Source organism: Nitrospira sp. Nam74 (assembly GCF_965152615.1).
Window position 1 is genome coordinate 3,133,708 of sequence record NZ_OZ224220.1, and the last position, 18,479, is coordinate 3,152,186.

Below are 18,479 nucleotides of genomic sequence, written 5' to 3' on the forward strand. Positions count from 1 at the left end.
TTCTATCCTGTTCTCACGGCCGCCAAAAAACTTTGTCCGGCGGTCAGCATGGGCGTCCTCAACGCCTCGGCGATGGTTTGCCCGAGGTCGGCAAAAGTATGCCTCGTTCCGACGTTGACACCCCGCGCGAGACGCCGGCCATACAGCAGAACCGGCACATATTCGCGCGAATGATCGGTACTCGGCGTCGTCGGATCGTTTCCATGGTCGCCGGTCAGGCATAACATGTCATCAACACGGAGCGCCTGAAGCAGTTTAGGCAACTTCCCATCCAATGTCTCTAACGCCTTGGCCCACCCGACTGCGTCGTTTCGATGGCCGTATACAGTATCAAACTCCACGAGATTTATGAAAATGAGCCCGCGTGGCACAGTATGGAGTAGCTTGACCGCTTCATCGAAATTGTCGGCATCGGAGGTCATGTGGATCGACCGAGTCAGCCCCTGACCGGCGAACAGGTCTTCGATCTTTCCAATGCCGACCACCGGCTGTCCGGCGGCTTTCACTCGATCCAATAACGTCTGGTCGATTGGTGCCACCGAAAAATCACGCCGTCCGGCGGTGCGTACGAACCTTCCGAGTTCTCCCGCAAACGGTCGAGCGATGACGCGGCCGACGAGGTGTGGCGCTCTCAGCATCCTTCTTGCGATACGACACCATTCGTAGAGTTCCTCCAGGGACACGACCCGCTCGTGTGCCGCAATTTGAAACACACTGTCTGCACTGGTGTAGACAATGGGGAACTTCGTCCTCAAATGCTCGTCGCCAAGCTCGTTGATGATCTCTGTTCCGGACGCTGCGCGATTGCCCAGCACCTTTCGTCCGATGGCTTGCTCGAAGTTCTTGATCACGTCAATCGGAAAACCATTGGGATATGTGGGAAAGGGTTGCTCGACGACCACACCCGCGATCTCCCAATGTCCCGTAATCGAATCTTTGCCTTTGGAGGCCGAAGCCATTTTGCCAAAGCATCCATCGGGATCGCCCGATCGCCGCACACCACGGAACTCTCCGATGCACCCTAGCCCGAGCGACTCAAGGATGGGAAGATTCAATCCACCGACGGCGTCGGCGACGTGCGCCAGGGTATTCGCACCCTCATCCCCATACTCGGCCGCATCAGGAAGGGCGCCTACGCCGCACCCGTCCACGATGATTAAGATGACCCGATTGATCACGGCGGCATGATAACAGATGCCACGGGATCCATCTAGCTAAGGGCACAGATGCGGATCCCGGAGCGGCAGGCGTCGCCCCCCTTCGAATCTACAGGGCACCTGCTAACGAGAGCGCGGGGAAGAGGATTGCATCATCCATTCTTCGATGATCTTGATGCTGGCACTGGTGCCGATCCGGTCGGCGCCGGCTTCCAGCATCGCCATGGTCGTCGCCCAATTTCTGATTCCACCTGATGCCTTCACCTTCGCCCGGCCGGCGACCGCCTGTTTGAGCAATGCGACATCTTCTAGTGTCGCCCCGGCGGCACCAAAACCTGTCGAGGTCTTCACATAGTCCGCCCCCGCCTCGACAATTAATCTGCAGGCCGTCAGCTTTTCCTGTTGTGTCAAATAGCACGTCTCTAGAATGACCTTGTGTTCAGCCTTCGGGGTTGCCTGCACCACTTCGGCAATGTCGATTCTCACGGCGTCATGATCGCCGGATTTCAGTCGACTGACATTGATGACCATGTCGACGATCGCCGCCCCGTTCCGGATGCCATCGATTGCCTCGTGGACCTTCATGGACGTTGTATGGCCACCCAACGGAAACCCCACAGGAATCCCAACCAGGATGGCTGTCCCCGCCAGTACCTCCACCGCTTCGGCGGCATAACAAGGCGGTACGAACACGACATGGAAGTCATGGCGCTTCGCCTCCTGGCATAAGCGTTGGACGTCGGCCCTGGTGGCCTCTGGTCGGAGAATTGTATGATCAATGCGTGCGGGTAGATCGGACCAGGGTTGCAGCATGTCGTCCCTTCCTTAGGATGCGCGTTTCGACGGCCGCCGCTGATACCGGTCGACGGCAAGATTGTGCTCGGTCAACGTTGATGAGAATTGGTGTGTGCCGTTATTTTTCGACACAAAATATAAATAGGTTGTCGACGCCGGATAGAGCGCCGCGCGGATAGCATGAGTCCCTGGATTGGCAATCGGGCCTGGAGGGAGGCCGATCATGCGATAGGTATTATACGGTGTGGTCTTCTCCAAATCGCGTCGTCGTAGATTTCCATCAAATGACGTCATGCCGTAGATGACGGTGGGATCGCTTTGCAGGGGAATACGTTTCTGCAGACGATTGTGAAAGACGGACGCAATCAGCTCGCGCTCCCCATCGGCTCCCGTTTCCTTCTCAATGATCGAGGCCAGCGTAACCACTTGATGCACGGTCATATGGATGTCCTGTGCACGTCCTCGCCAATCCGGCGTAAAGGTTTGCCAGAATCGGTCGATCATGGTCGTAATCATCTCTTTCGCCTTGGCATGCCGCGAGAAGTGATAGGTATCGGGAAACAGGTATCCTTCGAGGTTCGGTAGATCGAGATCGAGCGTACTCAGGATAAACTCGCGGTCCTGCGCACGCGTGAGAAACTCCTTGGCATTCGTCAATCCCTTCTCTTCCAGCATCGCCGCGATTTGAGCGACCGTATACCCTTCAGGGATTGTGACGGGGTGGAGGACCACTTGGCCGGCGAGCAGTTTAGCCAGGATTTCACGTGGCGCCATGCCGCCATGCAAGGCATACTCGCCCGGAATAATACGGCGATCAGCCAGCGTCAGGCGGCCTAACAGCAGAAAACCCACTCGGCTTGGAATCAGACGCTCTCTTTCCAGGAGCGCCGCGACTTGGCGAAAGGTCGACCCGTCGGGAATCTCAACGAGATGGATAGCGGGGACAGTTGCGGAACGGTCAACGGGACTCGTCATCCACAACATGACGAGGAATCCTGACAAGATGACGACGGTGAGCGACGCGATGATGATCCATGGCCACGGGGGTCGCGTCACGGGCCGTCCCACTCTGCCTCGTCTTGCGAATGTTCTCCATCGGATGAGCCCGACTGTCGTTCGACAGAAAGTGATTCCAGGTAGCTCTGCAAAAGAATGGCGGCCGCCACTCGATCCACCGCGCCCTTTCGCTTCTTTCGGCTCACATTCGCCTCGATGAGCATCGCCTCGGCTGACTTCGAGGTCAGCCGTTCGTCCCATGGGATCACCGGAACCGTCAACGCGCCTTCCAGCATCGTCTTAAACTGTTCGACCTGTTGAGCAGCCGGCCCGACGCTGCCATCCAATCGAAACGGCATACCCATAATGACGCGGTCCACTTCATGGTCCTGAACGAGTTGCTGAATGTGCTGAAGATCCGCGGTCATCGATCGTCGTTCAAATGTCTCAAGCGGTTGTGCAATCCATCCCATCTCGTCGCTTAAGGCCACACCAATGCGCTTCGTACCGGGATCAAGGGCCAGGATTCGCTTCGTGACTTTCACGACACTACTCACAGACAATGGTCGAGTCGGGCATAGGCGCGTTCTTATTTCGACAGTGCGCGCTCGACTAACTCAAAGACCTTTGTCACCGCGGCATCGAGCCGTTCCGGATTTTTGCCTCCGGCCTGCGCCAACTCGGGTCGCCCCCCACCCGTTCCGCCAATTTCCATGGCCATATCCTTAATAAGGTCGCCTGCACGCACCCGACCTACTAAATCCTTCGTCACGGCCACCAGTAAAGCTACTTTCCCATCCTGTACCGCCCCCAAGGCAATGACACCACTCTGCAGCTTATCACGCAGTTGATCGATAAGGGTGCGAAGCTCTGTCATCGCCAGTCCATCTGCCCGCTGCGCATGAACCCGAATGCCCTGTATCGTTCGAACATCGGCTTCATCCTTCGCGCCGCTGGCCAGTTTCAATTTCACTTGCTCCAGCTCGCGCTCTTTGTCCTTTAATTGCGTGATCAGCTTGCGCGTTTTTGCCACCAGTTCGGATGGACCCACTTTCAGCAAATCCGTCAACTCGCGCACTTCAGCCTCAAGTTGTTTCACGTGCGCCATCGCCCCACTCCCCGTCAGCGCTTCCATCCGACGGACGCCGGCCGCCACGCCCGTTTCCGAAATAATCCGGAAGGATCCAATTTCTCCCGTCTGAAGGCAATGGGTGCCGCCGCACAATTCCTTGCTGAAGGTATCAATGGCCACCACTCGCACCTTGTCGCCATACTTATCACCGAAGAAGGCCAATGCGCCCCCGGACACGGCTTCTTGAATGCCCATCACATTGGTCTGCACCTGCGCGTTCCGGCGCACCTGCTCATTGACCAGGGCCTCCGCTTCATCGATATCGCGGGAGGACAACGGTTTAAAATGGGCAAAGTCAAACCGCAGCCGGTTCGGGGCGACCAATGAGCCGTATTGCTTGACGTGCGGACCGAGAATTTCGCGCAGTGCGGCATGCACGAGGTGGGTCGCCGTATGATTTCTGGCAGCATCCATCCGCGTCGTGGAATTGACCGATGCGTGAACGCGCTCCCATTCGCGCAGGCGCCCGGCACGGACCACTCCCTTATGCAGAACCAGACCGGGGGCCGCGCGTGTCGTTTCCCGAATCTCCACGCGACCCTCGGGCCCGTTGATCAATCCCTGATCGCCTACCTGGCCTCCACCTTCAGGGTAAAAGGGCGTGACATCCAACACCAACTCGATTTCGTCGCCTTCCACCGCTTCCTTCACCAGCTGGTCGTTCTTCAGGATGGCTTGGACCAGCCCGTCGGCCTCTCGATGCTCATAGCCGACAAACTCGGTGGCGACGTACTTGAGGATACGAGGCTTGTCCTCCTGCAGATGGACCGAAATCGCCTCCGCAGATTTTATCTTGCCGATCAAATCTTCGATCACCGGCTTGGCAGCGACAACTTCAAAACCGGCCGATTTCCTGGCACGCTCACGCTGCTCCTCGAGCGCACGCTGGAAACCCGCCTCGTCCAACACAAGGCCGTGCTCGCGCGCCGCTTCAGTAATGAGATCGATGGGAAAGCCATAGGTGTCGTAGAGTTTGAAGACCTCCTCGCCGGCGAGAGCGGTCCGCGCCGCAGCCTTCGCTTTAGAGACGAGATCATTCAAAATCGGCAACCCTTGGTCCAGCGTCGCAATGAAGCGCTCTTCCTCGCCCTGGGTTACTTCGGCAATCGTCGCGGCAGCGCCCCGTAGCTCGGGATAGGGTTCCCCCATCATGTCGACGACGGGCCGCGTCAATTCATACAGAAACGGCTCGGCGACTCCTAACAACCGTCCGTGTCGAGCCGCCCGCCGAAGAATGCGGCGCAGCACATATCCACGGCCTTCATTCGACGGGAGCACCCCGTCTGCGATCAAGAAGGATGTTGCGCGCAAGTGATCGGCGATGACGCGCATCGAACGATCCGCCGACGCCTCATGCCCGTAGCGGTGGCCCGTTCGTGTGGCAATCGCCTCAAGAATCGGCGTGAATAGGTCCGTGTCGTAGTTACTGGTGACGCCCTGCACCACCGCGGCGAGGCGCTCGAGGCCCATACCGGTATCGATGCTGGGCTTCGGCAACGGTGTCAGCGTGCCGTTCCCGTCACGGTTGTATTGCATGAACACCAAATTCCAGATTTCCATGACCCGATCGCCGGCACCGTTCGGAATATCGTCTCCCGGCACGCCCGGTCCTTGATCGTAATGAATCTCCGAACACGGCCCACAGGGGCCCGTCTCTCCCATCTGCCAGAAATTATCCTTCTCATTGCAGCGCATAATGCGGGACGGCGAGACACCAATCTCGTGCTCCCAGATTCGAGCGGCTTCGTCGTCGTCGCGAAAAATGGTGACCCACAATTTCTCCTTCGGCAGGCCGACGATCTGCGTCAGAAATTCCCAGCCAAACTGAATCGCCTCCTTCTTGAAATAGTCCCCAAAGGAGAAATTGCCGAGCATTTCGAAGAATGTATGATGGCGGCCCGTGTAGCCGACATTTTCCAAATCATTATGCTTGCCGCCGGCTCGCATGCATTTCTGCACGGTCACGGCGCGCTTGTACGGGCGGCTGTCCTCGCCGAGAAAGACTCCTTTGAACTGATTCATGCCGGCATTCGTGAAGAGGATGGTCGGATCGGCCTGCGGGATCAGTGGAGAGCTGGGAACAGCTTGGTGTCCCCGTTCAGCGAAATACCGGATAAAGGCGTGTCGAAGCTGTTGTGCAGTCTGCTTCATAAGGCTCCTGATTATGCTTTCAGCTTTCAGCTTTCAGTTTCCCTTTTCCGATTGAAGACTGACCACGGAAAGCTGATGGCTCACTAGTCATCTCGCTACATACCGCTTCAATCGTGTCTTCGCTGAAGCCGCGACGTCGTAAGAATGCAGGCGTCACGGATCGGCCATGCATTAAGAGCAATGCGAGCTGTCGCTCGCTAGTCCCCGCATAGATCTCTTCAACGGTGTCGGCGATGGTTCGCTCGTCCAACCCTTGCGCCTGGAGCTCAGCCTCCAGTCGTAGACGCCCCATCGGTTTCCGCGTCATCCGGTCGCGAGCCCATCGTTGGGCAAATGCCTGATCGTCGACATATCCTAAGGCTCGAAGCCTGGCGAGGACTGTCCGTATCCGGGCCGGCGATGCGCCAAGTTTGCCGAGATACGCTTTCATGTGGGCCACCGATCGATCGCGGCGGGCCAGATACCGAAGCGCGGCTTGCGCGACGGCATCAGAACCAGACAAAAGCGACCGGCGTGTTAGGTGCGACGGCACGGTGCGTTAAGACAGCTCTCCGCATCTGCTGCACCGCCTGCTGAAGCCGAGAGCTGACGATTGATGGCTATTTTCCCACGCTGCGCGCCACATCACGTCGCGGCGGCTCTGGGAGATGGCGTTTGCTCTCCGCGGCCTTTTCTTCGGGGCGAGTCTCTTTCGGTTCGATGGCCTTATCACCCTGCCGCATCGGCACGCCGGCGGCTTCCCGCACGCGCCCTTCAATTTCCTTTGCCAGCGACACATTCGTTTTAAGAAAATCCCGCACGGCCTCACGACCTTGCCCCAACCGGTCCCCTTTATACGAGTACCACGCTCCGGATTTGTCGATTACTTTCTTGTCGACTCCCAGATCGACCAACTCCCCCGGCTTCGAAATGCCCTCGGCAAACATGATGTCGAACTCCGCCTGTTTGAACGGGGGCGCCATTTTATTTTTTACCACTTTGACGCGGGCGCGGCTGCCGGTCACGTCCTGGCCTTCTTTAATCGATTCGATGCGGCGAATGTCTAGGCGGACCGAGGCATAAAACTTCAAGGCATTCCCGCCGGTCGTCGTTTCCGGATTGCCGAACATCACGCCGAGTTTCATCCGAATCTGATTGATAAAGATGACGGTTGTTTGGCTCTTTGCAATCGCCGCCGTCAGTTTGCGGAGGGCTTGGGACATGAGCCGTGCCTGCAGGCCCATGTGCGCATCGCCCATTTCGCCTTCGATCTCCGCGCGGGGTACCAGGGCAGCCACCGAATCCACCACAATGATGTCAATAGCGCCGCTGCGCACCAACGTCTCTGCAATTTCCAACGCCTGTTCGCCGGTATCCGGTTGCGAGACCAGCAAATCGTCCGTCTGTACGCCGAGTTTTTTAGCGTATCCGAGATCCAAGGCATGCTCAGCATCGATAAATGCTGCAATGCCGCCCATCTTTTGGGCCTCGGCGATGACATGTAAAGTCAACGTTGTTTTGCCCGACGCCTCCGGCCCAAAAATCTCGATGACACGCCCACGCGGCAGCCCCCCGACGCCGAGGGCGATGTCCAAACCTAGGGAGCCGGTTGGAATGGCAGGAACATCGGCCGCAGCTTCCGCCGTCCCGAGTTTCATGATCGCCCCTTTCCCATACTGCTTTTCAATTTGGGAAAGCGCCAAATCAAGCGCACGTTTCTTTTCTGTCGTTTCGGCGGATCGGTCGGCCATGCGCCCTCCTTCGGCTTCAGCGGTTGCAGAGTTCGCCAATTATACTCAATTGATCACCGTAAACCTAGGCTAGACTTTGTCGTGCCCAAGCGGAACCAGACCCAGGCGGGAGTAAATCGAACCGGATGGAGTCGGCTCACTTCTCATCAATGTGACGGCCTGGACCGACAACGTTCCAAAAGCCGAAGGGTCTCGCATGACGCCACTGTCGACTAAGGCTTTTCCTATAGTGTGAGACTGTTCTTTGACGCGAGCGAGTGTGAGATGCGGGGTGTAGGGCTTCTGTTCAACGGGAAATCCTAGCTGCGTCAGCGCCGCATCAATGGATCCAGCCAAGCGAATCAGCCGATCGGTATGATCCGACAGCCCCAGCCACAAAACACGTGGTCCCCGAAGGTCTGGAAACACTCCGAATCCTTTCGCGTCCACCGAGAACGGCGCCTGGTCGCGTTCGGCGTTTCCCAGTGCCTGTAGAATGCCCCCGACTTGGCTCTCATCGATATCTCCCAGGAATTTGAGCGTCAGGTGAATGGACTCTGGTCGCGTCCATTGCACACGAACTCCCCGCGTGAGGTGGTGCAATTCGCGCTTTAAGGTATCTTGAACAGCGGCAATGGCTCGCTTAAGAATGGGATCGAGTTCCACCGCGATAAAGGTTCTGATCATTTGCGTGCGCGTGAGTCCATATCCGCCACCCACAGCCGCACCATATTGAGAGCGGCTTGGGACGCTCGGATCTTAATCGTCTGGCGGTCGCCATGAAAACGGAACTCCTCGGTGATTGTCGATTGACGGGATCGCCGGGCACTCCCGGCATTCAACCCTATATAGACGAGGCCGACGGGCTTGTGCTCCGTCCCGCCACCGGGACCTGCAATGCCGGTCACGCTGAGTCCAATGTCCGCACCGCTTTTCAGCCGGACGCCTTTGGCCATCGCCGCTGCGACGTGATGGCTGACGGCTCCATACTGCTTGAGCAGCGAGAGCGGTACATTGAGGATATCCCGTTTCGCTTGATTGCTGTAGCTGATGATCCCTCGCTCGAAATAGGTCGAACTGCCCGGCACCTGGGTGAGACGATGACCGATCAGACCGCCCGTGCAGGACTCCGCGACAGACAGTCTCAAGCCGTGTTTCGATAATTGTCGGCCGACTACCTCCTCCATCGTCTCGTCACCCTCGGCATAGATATGGTGATGCAGCCGTCGCTTCACGACAGCGACCATGCGATTCAACAGCGGTGTGGTGCGAAAGAGAATGCCGCGTGCGGTCAACGAGATAGTGACGCCAAGCGCAGAGGCCAGAAGACCGAGTTGAATCGATCGCTGCGCCTTCACCAGATCGCGGAGCCGTTGATCGATGTCGGATTCCAACAACCCAAAAGTCTGTAAGACTCGCCGGTCAACCCTGGCCGCAGACCCCTTCAATTGCGGGACGACCGCTGCGTCGAACATGGCTTGCGCTTCTCGTGGAACTCCAGGCAAGGCCGCAATGAACGATCCGTTCCATTGGAGCGCAAACCCGGGGGCAGATCCTACGGGATTCGCCAAGACGGCTGCACCGGAGGGAATCAAGGTTTGTTTGAGTTGGGCTGTCGTGACTGTTCGGCCCCACTCTGCGAGTCGGGAGGACATGCCGGCGAAAGCTTCGGCTCGTGGCCGCAAGGGACGGCCCACGGTTCGGGCCACCGCCTGCCGAGTACAGTCATCGCTGGTTGATCCTAATCCGCCGGTCAGCACTACGACGTCGGCACGGGACGTGGCGGTCTTAAGAACGGCCACGATATCGTTTTCCGTATCGCCGACAACGGACTTGAATCTGACATCGATTCCCATGGCGCCGAGTCGATCGGCCAGGAACACCGAATTCGAGTCCAGTCGCCCGCCAATGAGCAACTCCGATCCGACCGCGATAATTTCTCCCCGCTTCATCGCGCGGATGCTAGCATCGGCTGTGGAGACGGTCAATTGTTGAGTGAATTACTCAATCGTGGAAAAATCGACCTCGAACGTCACCTCACCACCGGCAGATGGAAACACGGAAATGCGGGTTTTGGCGCGGGGGTCGATCTCGGCATAAGGAAATGAAGCGACGATTTTTGCCCGGTAGCGCGGGGCAGTGGGCCACATCCGAGTGCGGGCCGCCCTGCCATCGAAACGCACCTTACTCGGTTTGATCATTCGGTCCTGCTGTTTCAACAGCATGTAGCTATCCACGGCAAACGTCGGGTTATCTCCAAAAAGCGTCACGCTGAGTAACAAGGATGGCTCATCCAAAATGCTCTGGATCTCCGATTCAGAGGGGTGCTCGCCTCGCAGGGCAAAATGGGCGGCCATGACGCGGAGTCCCACGACCTTGGTCATGAGGAAGCCGCGGGGCTCAAGATCATCGACTGGACCGAACCATGCATACAGGCGATCAGGGGGGATGCGTTGAAGGGCGGCCGTCTTACCCTGTTCCAACGCCGTCTCGATGTGCACGCGGCTCGGATCGATCTCAATGGCAAAGCCCTGGCCGAAAGGCATGAGACCCATAAAGATGGCGGGACAAACCCATCGCCGCCATCGCCTCGTGCTTAAATGTACGCGCACGTCACTCATCCTCAACGGGTACCAAAGAGCGCGGGGACCTGTCAACGCCGATGGAGATTTCAATTTCAGATGGCAAGGACCCAAGAGGTGCTGATCCGGTGAGATAGAGAAGAAGGCCGGCAGCGCACTCAGTTCATTTTCCACTGCATGAGCAAGAGTGCCGCGCCCACAGTCAGGAGAACTACCGAGATGAAGCTGAGCATCGATAAGCTGGTACTTAAGGCCAAGAGGATCATGACAACCACCGTATCTTCGATTTCACTTGCACGTCAGTATCCTGAATTCGGCGCACTGAATCCATCAGCCTGAAGTCCTAATCCTTTGGCCTTCTGCACGCGGCGAGGTATTTTCCGGCACAGACATCCTGGATGTCACCACGTTTGTTTGATTGACAAAGCGGACAGTGAAGTGCTAAGTACCTCAATCCTTTCAACGAGTCGTAAGGAGGACGCGTCGATGGCCAGCGGTGAGCAACAACCTGTCAAGCGCCAGTTTGTCAATTTTGCCTTCTATAAAATCGATCCTGCCTGGCGCAGACTCCCGGAGGACGAACGGAGTCGTGGCAAGCAAGAGTTCGTTCGGGTGGTGGAAGAGTATACGTCTCGTGTGATTGTGATCCCTTATACAATGGTCGGCATTCGTGGCGATTCAGATATCATGCTGTGGCGCATCAGCTATGAGCTGGAACTGTTCCAGGAAATGACATCCAAACTCCTGGCAACCAGCCTTGGAAAATATCTTTCCACGCCCTATTCCTATCTCGCGATGACGAAGCGATCCATTTATGTGGATCATCATGTGCACGAAAATCAGGAAAGTAAGCGACTCACGATCGTTCCGGGCAAGAGCAAGTACATCTTCGTCTACCCGTTCGTGAAGACCCGCGAATGGTTTTTGCTGACGAAGGCAGCCCGTCAGGGCATGATGGACGAGCACATCGAAGTCGGGCATCGGTTCCCGTCCGTTAAGCTCAACACGACCTATTCCTTCGGGTTGGACGACCAAGAATGGGTTGTTGCATTTGAAACCGATAAGCCGGAAGATTTCCTCGATCTGGTCATGGCCCTGCGCGAAACCGAAGGCAGTCGGTACACCTTGCGGGATACGCCCATCTTCACCTGCATTCATAAGAGTCTAAAGGAAGCACTCGACACACTCGGTGGATGAGTGCACGCACGAGAGTCACCTTGGCGGCCTTCCGAATCGATTCGGAAGGCCGCCGTTGTTTGAGCGCCGGCAGTAGTTGTGTCTGGCGCTTTGGACACGGATGACGCCAGCCTTGCACAGTGCCCCCTCTTTGCCGCTCGCAGCCTTCTTATCGACGGTCTTTCCGGGATTGGGCCAAGCGCTCAAGCATCAATTCAAGCGAGCGGCTGCACTGGCTTTTGTCGCGTGTTGTCTTTTAGGCGCGCTGTGGGCCACATGGCGAGCAGCCGGCCCCGGCGCGGCGATCTTCATGTTCCTTCTAATCGTCCTGCCGTGGTGGGTTATTCAAGCCTATGATGCCTTCCTGCCTTCAAGCGGCTCCGCCCCGTCGCTCCGGAACACAATTCGGATTGTGCTGGAACGGGCCCACGATATCCGCTTTCTCGGGTGCCTCTTCTTGCTCACAGCCGCCATGGATTTGTACATCATTGTAGTCAATCCAGAGTATGCCCTTATGGTCTTTTGCGCCAAGCCCGGAGGCGTCCTAGGCCTTGTGGCAAAAGCCCAATCTCCCACATTGCACGTCCTCATCGGATCTGGATTCCTCCGCATCCGGCGTTGGTCGCTTTTGCTGTATCTGGCCTATGCCGCCTTTGGCCTTCTCAATGCCACCGCCAATTTTGCCTGTTTTGGCTACGGCCGCGTGAGAACGGTTTTTCTGCTCTCGCTGCTGGCATTTACCGGTTATGTCTGGTGGCGCCGGACAGCGTTCCATGACGACCACGGTGCAGGGTCATCGCTTTGACACTACGGGGCACCGTGTGTTAATTGATTCGGATACAGTCGACGATGTAGATGATTGGAGATCAGGGGCGAGGTCATGGAAGAATCGCATGCACTGTACGCCATCAGGCACCCTGACGGATCGGTAAGTTTATACGTGGATGAGGCGTACGCGATAGAGCGAGGCGTCGACCCTGCTCAACTGCACTGCGTGGAGGTCCCGCGGGCGCTCTACGCCACCGGCACGGTTCAACAAATCCGAGAATACGTGGCTTCCTACCTCGAAGCTCAAGCAACAGGAACCGCTTAGTCTCATGGCTGCCGTTCTCACAAAACAGCATATCGATTCTGCCGTCCAGTCCCTGCCGATCCAAGGCCGGATCATGCTGCATCTGTTGATGCTCGGGTATTTCGAGGTGCCGCAGGAGGAAATTGAATACATGGCGGCCGACAGGCCTGACCCCCGTATGGCCGCCGGTATGAAACGAATTGTCTCGGTCATTTCTCGCGAAGCGCTCCAAGGTATTGCCGATCGTGTGGCGCAATACCAATCGCAGGCGCGGCTGAAGCGCGAGCGCCTGTGGCTGCAAAGCGAATGTCTGGGACGCCAGATTGCCCGTTTTGAGGCATTTATCGTCGCCGCCGAACGTCTTCTGACCACGCGGTTCGGAATGACGACCGACACGTTGAAGGATATTCGGACCCATGCCCGTAGCGCCATTTTGAAACCGGTCGTTCGCGATCTGAATGCTCAGTGGGAACGGAATGAGGTTTCGGAAGACGACTATCGCGAGCGCCGCTTGGTGGCGGAGTATCAGACGCTGCTTCGCAAGATTGATCGCGACCGAAAGCGATATGACGTCGCGAAGCGCGAGTTCCAGCGCGCCAGTGCCCTCCCGCTTCAGGATCACGAAGTTGCGCATATCTGGGGGATCCCGGCGGGAAGCCTTGCCGCGCGAAAAGTAAAATATCTCAAGCAATATGTGGACAACCTGCAGGCCGAGGTCCTTCGCGGCTCATCGGCGGCCGAATCGGAATCCGTTGCGAGAGATCTGTGGAAAGAGTCCTTCATCGTTCTTGCGCAGGGACCCGTGGAGCGGTCGGTGGCGCCGTATGATGGATTGGAACATACCGAGCAAGCCTTATTGGAAAAATTGTCGATACTCGCCTCCGGCACGTTGCCCGAAGAACTGGAAGGTCGCTTCTGGCTTCCTGTATCCCTTTCCCTCTTCACGCTGCAGCGGTTGACTGCCATCCAGAGCGAGTGGGATCTTTCGCCCGCTGCCGTGGAACAGGAACTACTTGACCGCATCGCACCGACACCGAAAGTGCCGGAGCTTTCCGAGGAAGAGAAAGCTCAGGTACAATTGGGCGAAATGGGTGCGCACGTCCTTCGAAGCATGTTAGGTGAAGAAAAGCGATAATACCAACGCCGAGAGGATGCCACGATGCTGATACCGACCATGCCTCGCCGCCTGTCCTTCCTGATGATCGTAGGTCTGCTGTCCTTGATACCGCTCGCTCCATGTCCCGCCGGTGCCGGCATGGTGGAAGTCGCCGATCTTGTCACGCACCCGGATCAGTATGACAAGCAGATGGTGATCGTGGTCGGTCGGGTGACGAGCATTCAAACCGCCGAGAATCGACAGGGCCAATCCGCGTATGGCTTTCTCTTGAAAGACGCAAACGGGACCGTCAAGGTGATCGGGTTAGGCAAAACGGATATTCACGAGGGGGAGCAGGTCATTGTCGAGGGCGTATTCACTCGGTTGCGCCAAGCCGGCCGAGCCATCGTCTACAACGAAATCAAAGCTAATACGATCCGGCCCATTGATCGGCTCCATCCCGACTTCGTCGGTTAACGCCGCTGATGATTAGAGCGGATGATCGGAGTCGTTCATCAGCACCAATATTTCCACCCGCCTGTTCTTTGCCCGAGCTTCCGGCGTCAGATTGTCCGTCAGCGGCTGAAACTCCGCATGGCCCACCGCAGAGACCTGTTCCGGGTGAATACGATAGAGTTCGGTGAGCACCCGCGTAACCATCACTGCACGCACGGCCGATAGTTCCCAATTGGAGGGAAACAAGGCGGAGCGAATGGGCACGTTATCCGTGTGTCCCTGCACTCGAATTTCCTTCACCGACGTGTTCACCGTCAGGACCTCCGCGAGTCCTTCCAGAAGCGGCAGCGCTTCCTTGCGAATATCCGCTTGGCCGCTTTCGAAGACCAGGCTATCTGCAATAGTAATGAGCACGCCTTGATCGGTGTCCCGTACCGTCACTTTATCCTGAATCTTCACGTCCGTATTGTTCATCTTGTTCAGGATGTCTACGATTTGCCTGACAAATTGTATTTTTTGCCCGATCGTCGGAACGAGCGAGGATTTATAATCGCCTAGATCGAAACGAATGCGTGCCGCAGGCGGGCTAGTGACCGGCCGTAGCGCCGCCTGGATGGATTCGCTGACGGTGCGAAATTTTCCCTCATTCACCGACGAGATGGAATACATCACGACAAAGAAGGCGAAGAGGAGCGTGATGAAATCGGCATAGGAGACCAGCCACCGTTCATGGTTTTCATGCTCTTCATGCTTCTGTTTTTTGGCCATTACCGACCATCCGGCTTGGACCGTTGCGATTCAGGAAGATAGCTTTCCAGTTTTTCCTGCAAGATGCGAGGATTATCTCCCTGAGCGACTCCCACAAGCCCGGCGATGACCACGGCACGAGCCGCTGATTCATGCTTGAGCTTCAATTTGATCTTGTTGCCAAGCGGCAAAAAGAACAGATTCGCCGCCCCGACGCCATACACCGTTGCCACGAAAGCTACGGCAATTCCGCTTCCTAACTTCGAGGGATCAGCCAGATTCTCCATGACATGAATCAACCCGAGCACCGCCCCGAGAATACCCACGGTCGGTGAATAGCCGCCGGCGGCGTCCCATATCTTCGCTGCGGTAATCCCCTCTTCCTCATGCCGCTCAACCTCAGTTTCCAAAATCTCTTGCATCATCTTTGGGTCAGTGCCGTCAACGATAAATTGGACACCCTTTTTAAAAAACGGGTCAGAAATATCCTTCAACGTGCCCTCGAGCGCAAGGAGGCCCTGTTTACGTGAAAGATTAGCCAAATCGATAATCCTCGTAATATCCCGTTTGACGTCGATCTTCGGATCAAACAGCGCCAACGACAGCAACGAAACTCCCTTCAGCACCACCGAAAGGGGAGTTTGAATGCAGACTGCGCCAAGAGTCCCGCCCAACACGATCACGAAGGCGGTCAGCTGAAGAATAGACCCGACATGGCCGCCTTCCAAGACTTGGCCGCCGAGAATTGAGCCGACCGCGACAATGGCTCCGAAAATGGTCAGAAAATCCATGGATTGTTCCCCGTTGAGCGCATGATCCAACAAGAACGATGCACAACGAAGCCGATCAGATCCTTCCTCCAGCCCATCTTGAACCACGCCACAGACTCTGCTAGCGTGGCGCCACTATGCCTGAGAACGGATATACGCTGATGAGCGCAAATAACCTGATCTTGGATGCCAAAAAAGCGATTCTTGAAGAACAACATCGCCGCCTGCAGGTTCTCCGTGAAGAAGGACGGTGGGAAGAAGTGTTGCAGCAGGTCCCAGCTACGCTGAGCTGCGCTGCCGATGTGCTTCAACACTCATTAGGCATGCTCCAAGCAATAGCCGGCGAGCAGCCAGAGCGCCGTCATTCCGACCAATCTGAGCCGCCCGTATGATTCTCTCTTAAGGCAACGCGGACTGTCCGGCCGGCGTCAACAGCCGATCCAGATCCAAGACCGTCAGCAATCGGTCCTTGATCCGACCCACCCCCTGAATAAATTCAGCTCCTATTGCCGTCTCGAGTGACGGCGGCGGCTCGATCGCTTGCTTGGGAAGGCGGAGTACCTCGGAAACGGAGTCGACGATCAGGCCGACGACGCGGGTCCGCACATTCACGACTACAATGCGAGATCTCGCCGTTCGCTGACCCTCGCCCGATATTCCGAACCGACAGCGCAAGTTCAAGACCGGGATGATCCGTCCCCGCAGATTGATCACTCCTTCGACAAAGACAGGCGCTTTCGGAACACGAGTGATATCGACCATGCGGTTGATCTCTTGGACACTAAGAATATCGACCGCGAACTCCTCATGGCCGACACAACATGTCACCAGCTGACAGCTTTCATCAGCCCCATCGCTGTCCCGATGGCCGTCAGCCGGTGATGCATCGACGACGTTGCCTTCCCGCCCTTGTATCATCATGACCTGCCTTTTTAGCGTCGTTTGTCGGTGGTAACTCGAAAACTCCCCACGATGGCCTGTAGTTCGCTGGCCAACAGACTCAGGTCGTGGCTGGCTTTAGCCGATTCGCTCGCGCCCCCCGCCGACTCTTTGCTGACCTTGGCGACATTCTCTAGATCGCCCGCAATGTGCTGCGTCGCCACCGATTGCTCCTCAGCTGCGACGGCAATCTGTCGAATCATGTCCGAAGTCTGCGTGACCATCTCGGCAATTTTGCCGAGGGTTTCGCCGGTCTTGTTCACCAGCGTCACGCCGCTGGAGACCTTTTGAGTCCCGTCCTCCATCGATGTCACGGCGCCCTTGGTGTCATGTTGTATTTGGCGAATCATATCGCCGATTTCCTTGGTCGCCTTGGTGGTACGTTCGGCCAACTTTCGAACTTCGTCTGCGACCACTGCAAACCCGCGGCCCTGTTCTCCCGCTCGGGCTGCTTCAATTGCGGCATTGAGGGCCAGCAAATTGGTCTGATCGGCAATGTCTTCGATGACGCGGACAATCTCGCCGATCTGATCCGAGGATTTTCCGAGTGCGGCGATGATCGAGGCCGATTGCGTGACGGCGTCCGAGATCTGTTGCATACCGTCGATCGTTTCGGTGACGACCTGGCGCCCGCTCTTAGCCGTTTGCACCGTTTCTTGTGCCATCCCGGCGGCTTTTCCGGAATTCTGTGCCACTTCGGCGACTGTGGCATTCATTTCCTCAACCGCCGTGGCGGTCTGGGCAGTTCGAGAGGTCAAGCCCTCCGAGCCCCTCGACATTTCTTCGGCGGTGGCTGACAATTGAACGGATGCCGACGCCACTTTATCGGTCACGTGGGCCACTTTCCCAATCATCCCCTGCAATTTCTCGATAAAGACGTTGAACCACTGTCCAAGCTCGGCGATTTCGTCTTTCCCGTTGACCGGTACACGCTTGGTCAGATCGCCCTCGCCTTCGGCAATATCCCGCGAAATGTGGGTCATCGCGACTAAGGGACGAATGACCACGATACGCAGCAGAAAATACATGGTCATCACAATGGCCAACGTCATGACGACAAGTGTCGCGGCGCTTCGCTGCATGGACTCATTCGAGGCCACTTTGATTTGCTCCATTGGAATGCTGACGGAGAGTATGCCCAGCAGGTCCCCGACCTGCTTTCCCGCGTGGCATCCGATACAGGCTGTGGTCGTGGCTTTATCTGCGCTGGCCCTCCGAAACGTCGTTGTTGTCCCTGTCTCCTCCACTCGCGAATAGGTTTCCGCGCCGCCCATAATGGCTTTCAATGCCTCTTCCTCGAATCGATCCTTCGTCCCGTTGGCCGGATTGAGGGGCTGCCCGCTGATGAGCCGTGCGTTGAACAAGCCGGTCTTGGATAACTCCTCGCTCATTTCCCGAGTGGCGGTCGCCGGCAAGGGAATCGCCTGCGGATTTTCCACATGGTCTTTGGAAACCTGCACGCCTTCAGCGCCCTTCATGCCCTTCACCTTGGACACATAGTTCTTCGCAATATACGCGCGTGTCACCTGCGTCTGCGTCTCAATGATCTTGCCGCGGCCCTCGAGCATCCACATCATTTTGCTCTGCTCTTGCTGGTATACGAAATAGAGGCCGATCCCGGTCACCACGATTGCGACAACGGCGATCAGTAGTACGAATTTTTGAGCGATATGCATTTGACTGAACCGATTCATCTGACCC

At 56.9% G+C, this 18,479-nt stretch carries 20 protein-coding genes; 6 read left to right on the plus strand and 14 right to left on the minus strand.

The genetic code is table 11. The features are described 5' to 3' along the window. Positions 1-2: 2 nt before the first annotated feature. The 10 genes from ACWHYZ_RS14590 to ACWHYZ_RS14635 all read right to left on the minus strand — a co-directional run bounded on the left by ACWHYZ_RS14590 (position 3) and on the right by ACWHYZ_RS14635 (position 10,552). The gene (locus ACWHYZ_RS14590) at positions 3-1,178 is read right to left on the minus strand and encodes a phosphopentomutase (protein WP_447983407.1); all 1,176 of its coding nucleotides are present in this window, start codon (positions 1,176-1,178) and stop codon (positions 3-5) included. 102 nt (positions 1,179-1,280) lie between these two features. Further along, positions 1,281-1,970, minus strand: a complete 690-nt coding sequence (gene deoC / locus ACWHYZ_RS14595; protein WP_447983408.1) for a deoxyribose-phosphate aldolase — start codon at positions 1,968-1,970, stop codon at positions 1,281-1,283. Positions 1,971-1,982: 12 nt separating this feature from the next. Continuing rightward, positions 1,983-3,008 (minus strand): endolytic transglycosylase MltG, encoded by a 1,026-nt coding sequence (gene mltG / locus ACWHYZ_RS14600; RefSeq protein WP_447983409.1) that lies wholly within the window; start codon positions 3,006-3,008, stop codon positions 1,983-1,985. After that, entirely contained in the window at positions 3,005-3,493 is a 489-nt protein-coding gene (gene ruvX, locus ACWHYZ_RS14605; RefSeq protein WP_447983410.1) for a Holliday junction resolvase RuvX, read from the minus strand. The genes mltG and ruvX overlap by 4 nt, the downstream gene beginning before the upstream one ends. A 44-nt stretch (positions 3,494-3,537) precedes the next feature. Next, a complete protein-coding gene (gene alaS, locus ACWHYZ_RS14610; protein WP_447983411.1) occupies positions 3,538-6,231 on the minus strand; it encodes an alanine--tRNA ligase in 2,694 nt (897 codons plus the stop codon). 19 nt (positions 6,232-6,250) lie between these two features. Continuing rightward, on the minus strand, positions 6,251-6,733 hold the full coding sequence (locus ACWHYZ_RS14615; protein WP_447983412.1) for a regulatory protein RecX: 483 nt from the start codon (positions 6,731-6,733) through the stop codon (positions 6,251-6,253). A 97-nt stretch (positions 6,734-6,830) separates the two neighbouring features. Further along, positions 6,831-7,961, minus strand: coding sequence for a recombinase RecA (gene recA, locus ACWHYZ_RS14620; RefSeq protein ID WP_447983413.1), 1,131 nt, complete (start codon positions 7,959-7,961; stop codon positions 6,831-6,833). A 69-nt stretch (positions 7,962-8,030) separates the two neighbouring features. Beyond that, positions 8,031-8,627 (minus strand): RNA 2',3'-cyclic phosphodiesterase, encoded by a 597-nt coding sequence (gene thpR / locus ACWHYZ_RS14625; protein WP_447983414.1) that lies wholly within the window; start codon positions 8,625-8,627, stop codon positions 8,031-8,033. After that, complete coding sequence (locus ACWHYZ_RS14630; RefSeq protein WP_447983415.1) at positions 8,624-9,892, minus strand: competence/damage-inducible protein A; 1,269 nt, start codon at positions 9,890-9,892, stop codon at positions 8,624-8,626. The genes thpR and ACWHYZ_RS14630 overlap by 4 nt, the downstream gene beginning before the upstream one ends. Positions 9,893-9,940: 48 nt before the next feature. Beyond that, positions 9,941-10,552 (minus strand): hypothetical protein, encoded by a 612-nt coding sequence (locus ACWHYZ_RS14635; protein ID WP_447983416.1) that lies wholly within the window; start codon positions 10,550-10,552, stop codon positions 9,941-9,943. A gap of 456 nt (positions 10,553-11,008) precedes the next feature. On the opposite strand from ACWHYZ_RS14635, the gene ACWHYZ_RS14640 reads away from it, so the two are divergent. The 5 genes from ACWHYZ_RS14640 (at position 11,009) to ACWHYZ_RS14660 (ending at position 14,343) form a co-directional block, all read left to right on the plus strand. Continuing rightward, positions 11,009-11,719: a chlorite dismutase family protein gene (locus ACWHYZ_RS14640; protein WP_447983417.1), complete on the plus strand. Its 711-nt coding sequence runs from the start codon at positions 11,009-11,011 to the stop codon at positions 11,717-11,719. Between the two features lie 100 nt (positions 11,720-11,819). After that, positions 11,820-12,503, plus strand: a complete 684-nt coding sequence (locus tag ACWHYZ_RS14645; protein WP_447983418.1) for a hypothetical protein — start codon at positions 11,820-11,822, stop codon at positions 12,501-12,503. A gap of 75 nt (positions 12,504-12,578) precedes the next feature. Next, positions 12,579-12,791: a hypothetical protein gene (locus tag ACWHYZ_RS14650; RefSeq protein WP_447983419.1), complete on the plus strand. Its 213-nt coding sequence runs from the start codon at positions 12,579-12,581 to the stop codon at positions 12,789-12,791. Between the two features lie 4 nt (positions 12,792-12,795). Continuing rightward, positions 12,796-13,905, plus strand: a complete 1,110-nt coding sequence (locus tag ACWHYZ_RS14655; protein WP_447983420.1) for a hypothetical protein — start codon at positions 12,796-12,798, stop codon at positions 13,903-13,905. Between the two features lie 24 nt (positions 13,906-13,929). Beyond that, positions 13,930-14,343 carry a hypothetical protein gene (locus tag ACWHYZ_RS14660; protein ID WP_447983421.1) on the plus strand — a complete coding sequence of 138 codons (414 nt, stop codon included), beginning with the start codon at positions 13,930-13,932 and terminating at the stop codon, positions 14,341-14,343. Between the two features lie 12 nt (positions 14,344-14,355). On the opposite strand, the gene ACWHYZ_RS14665 is transcribed toward ACWHYZ_RS14660, so the two are convergent. Both ACWHYZ_RS14665 and ACWHYZ_RS14670 read right to left on the minus strand, forming a co-directional pair. Continuing rightward, positions 14,356-15,090: a flagellar motor protein MotB gene (locus ACWHYZ_RS14665; protein WP_447983422.1), complete on the minus strand. Its 735-nt coding sequence runs from the start codon at positions 15,088-15,090 to the stop codon at positions 14,356-14,358. After that, positions 15,090-15,947: a flagellar motor protein gene (locus ACWHYZ_RS14670; protein ID WP_447983423.1), complete on the minus strand. Its 858-nt coding sequence runs from the start codon at positions 15,945-15,947 to the stop codon at positions 15,090-15,092. The genes ACWHYZ_RS14665 and ACWHYZ_RS14670 overlap by 1 nt, the downstream gene beginning before the upstream one ends. Positions 15,948-15,976: 29 nt before the next feature. Here ACWHYZ_RS14670 and ACWHYZ_RS14675 point away from each other — a divergent pair, with 29 nt between their 5' ends. Further along, positions 15,977-16,231: a hypothetical protein gene (locus ACWHYZ_RS14675; protein WP_447983424.1), complete on the plus strand. Its 255-nt coding sequence runs from the start codon at positions 15,977-15,979 to the stop codon at positions 16,229-16,231. Positions 16,232-16,238: 7 nt separating this feature from the next. Here ACWHYZ_RS14675 and ACWHYZ_RS14680 read toward each other — a convergent pair whose 3' ends face one another. Beyond that, entirely contained in the window at positions 16,239-16,760 is a 522-nt protein-coding gene (locus ACWHYZ_RS14680; protein ID WP_447983425.1) for a chemotaxis protein CheW, read from the minus strand. Between the two features lie 11 nt (positions 16,761-16,771). Continuing rightward, positions 16,772-18,472, minus strand: a complete 1,701-nt coding sequence (locus tag ACWHYZ_RS14685) for a methyl-accepting chemotaxis protein (protein ID WP_447983426.1) — start codon at positions 18,470-18,472, stop codon at positions 16,772-16,774. Positions 18,473-18,479: the final 7 nt, after the last annotated feature.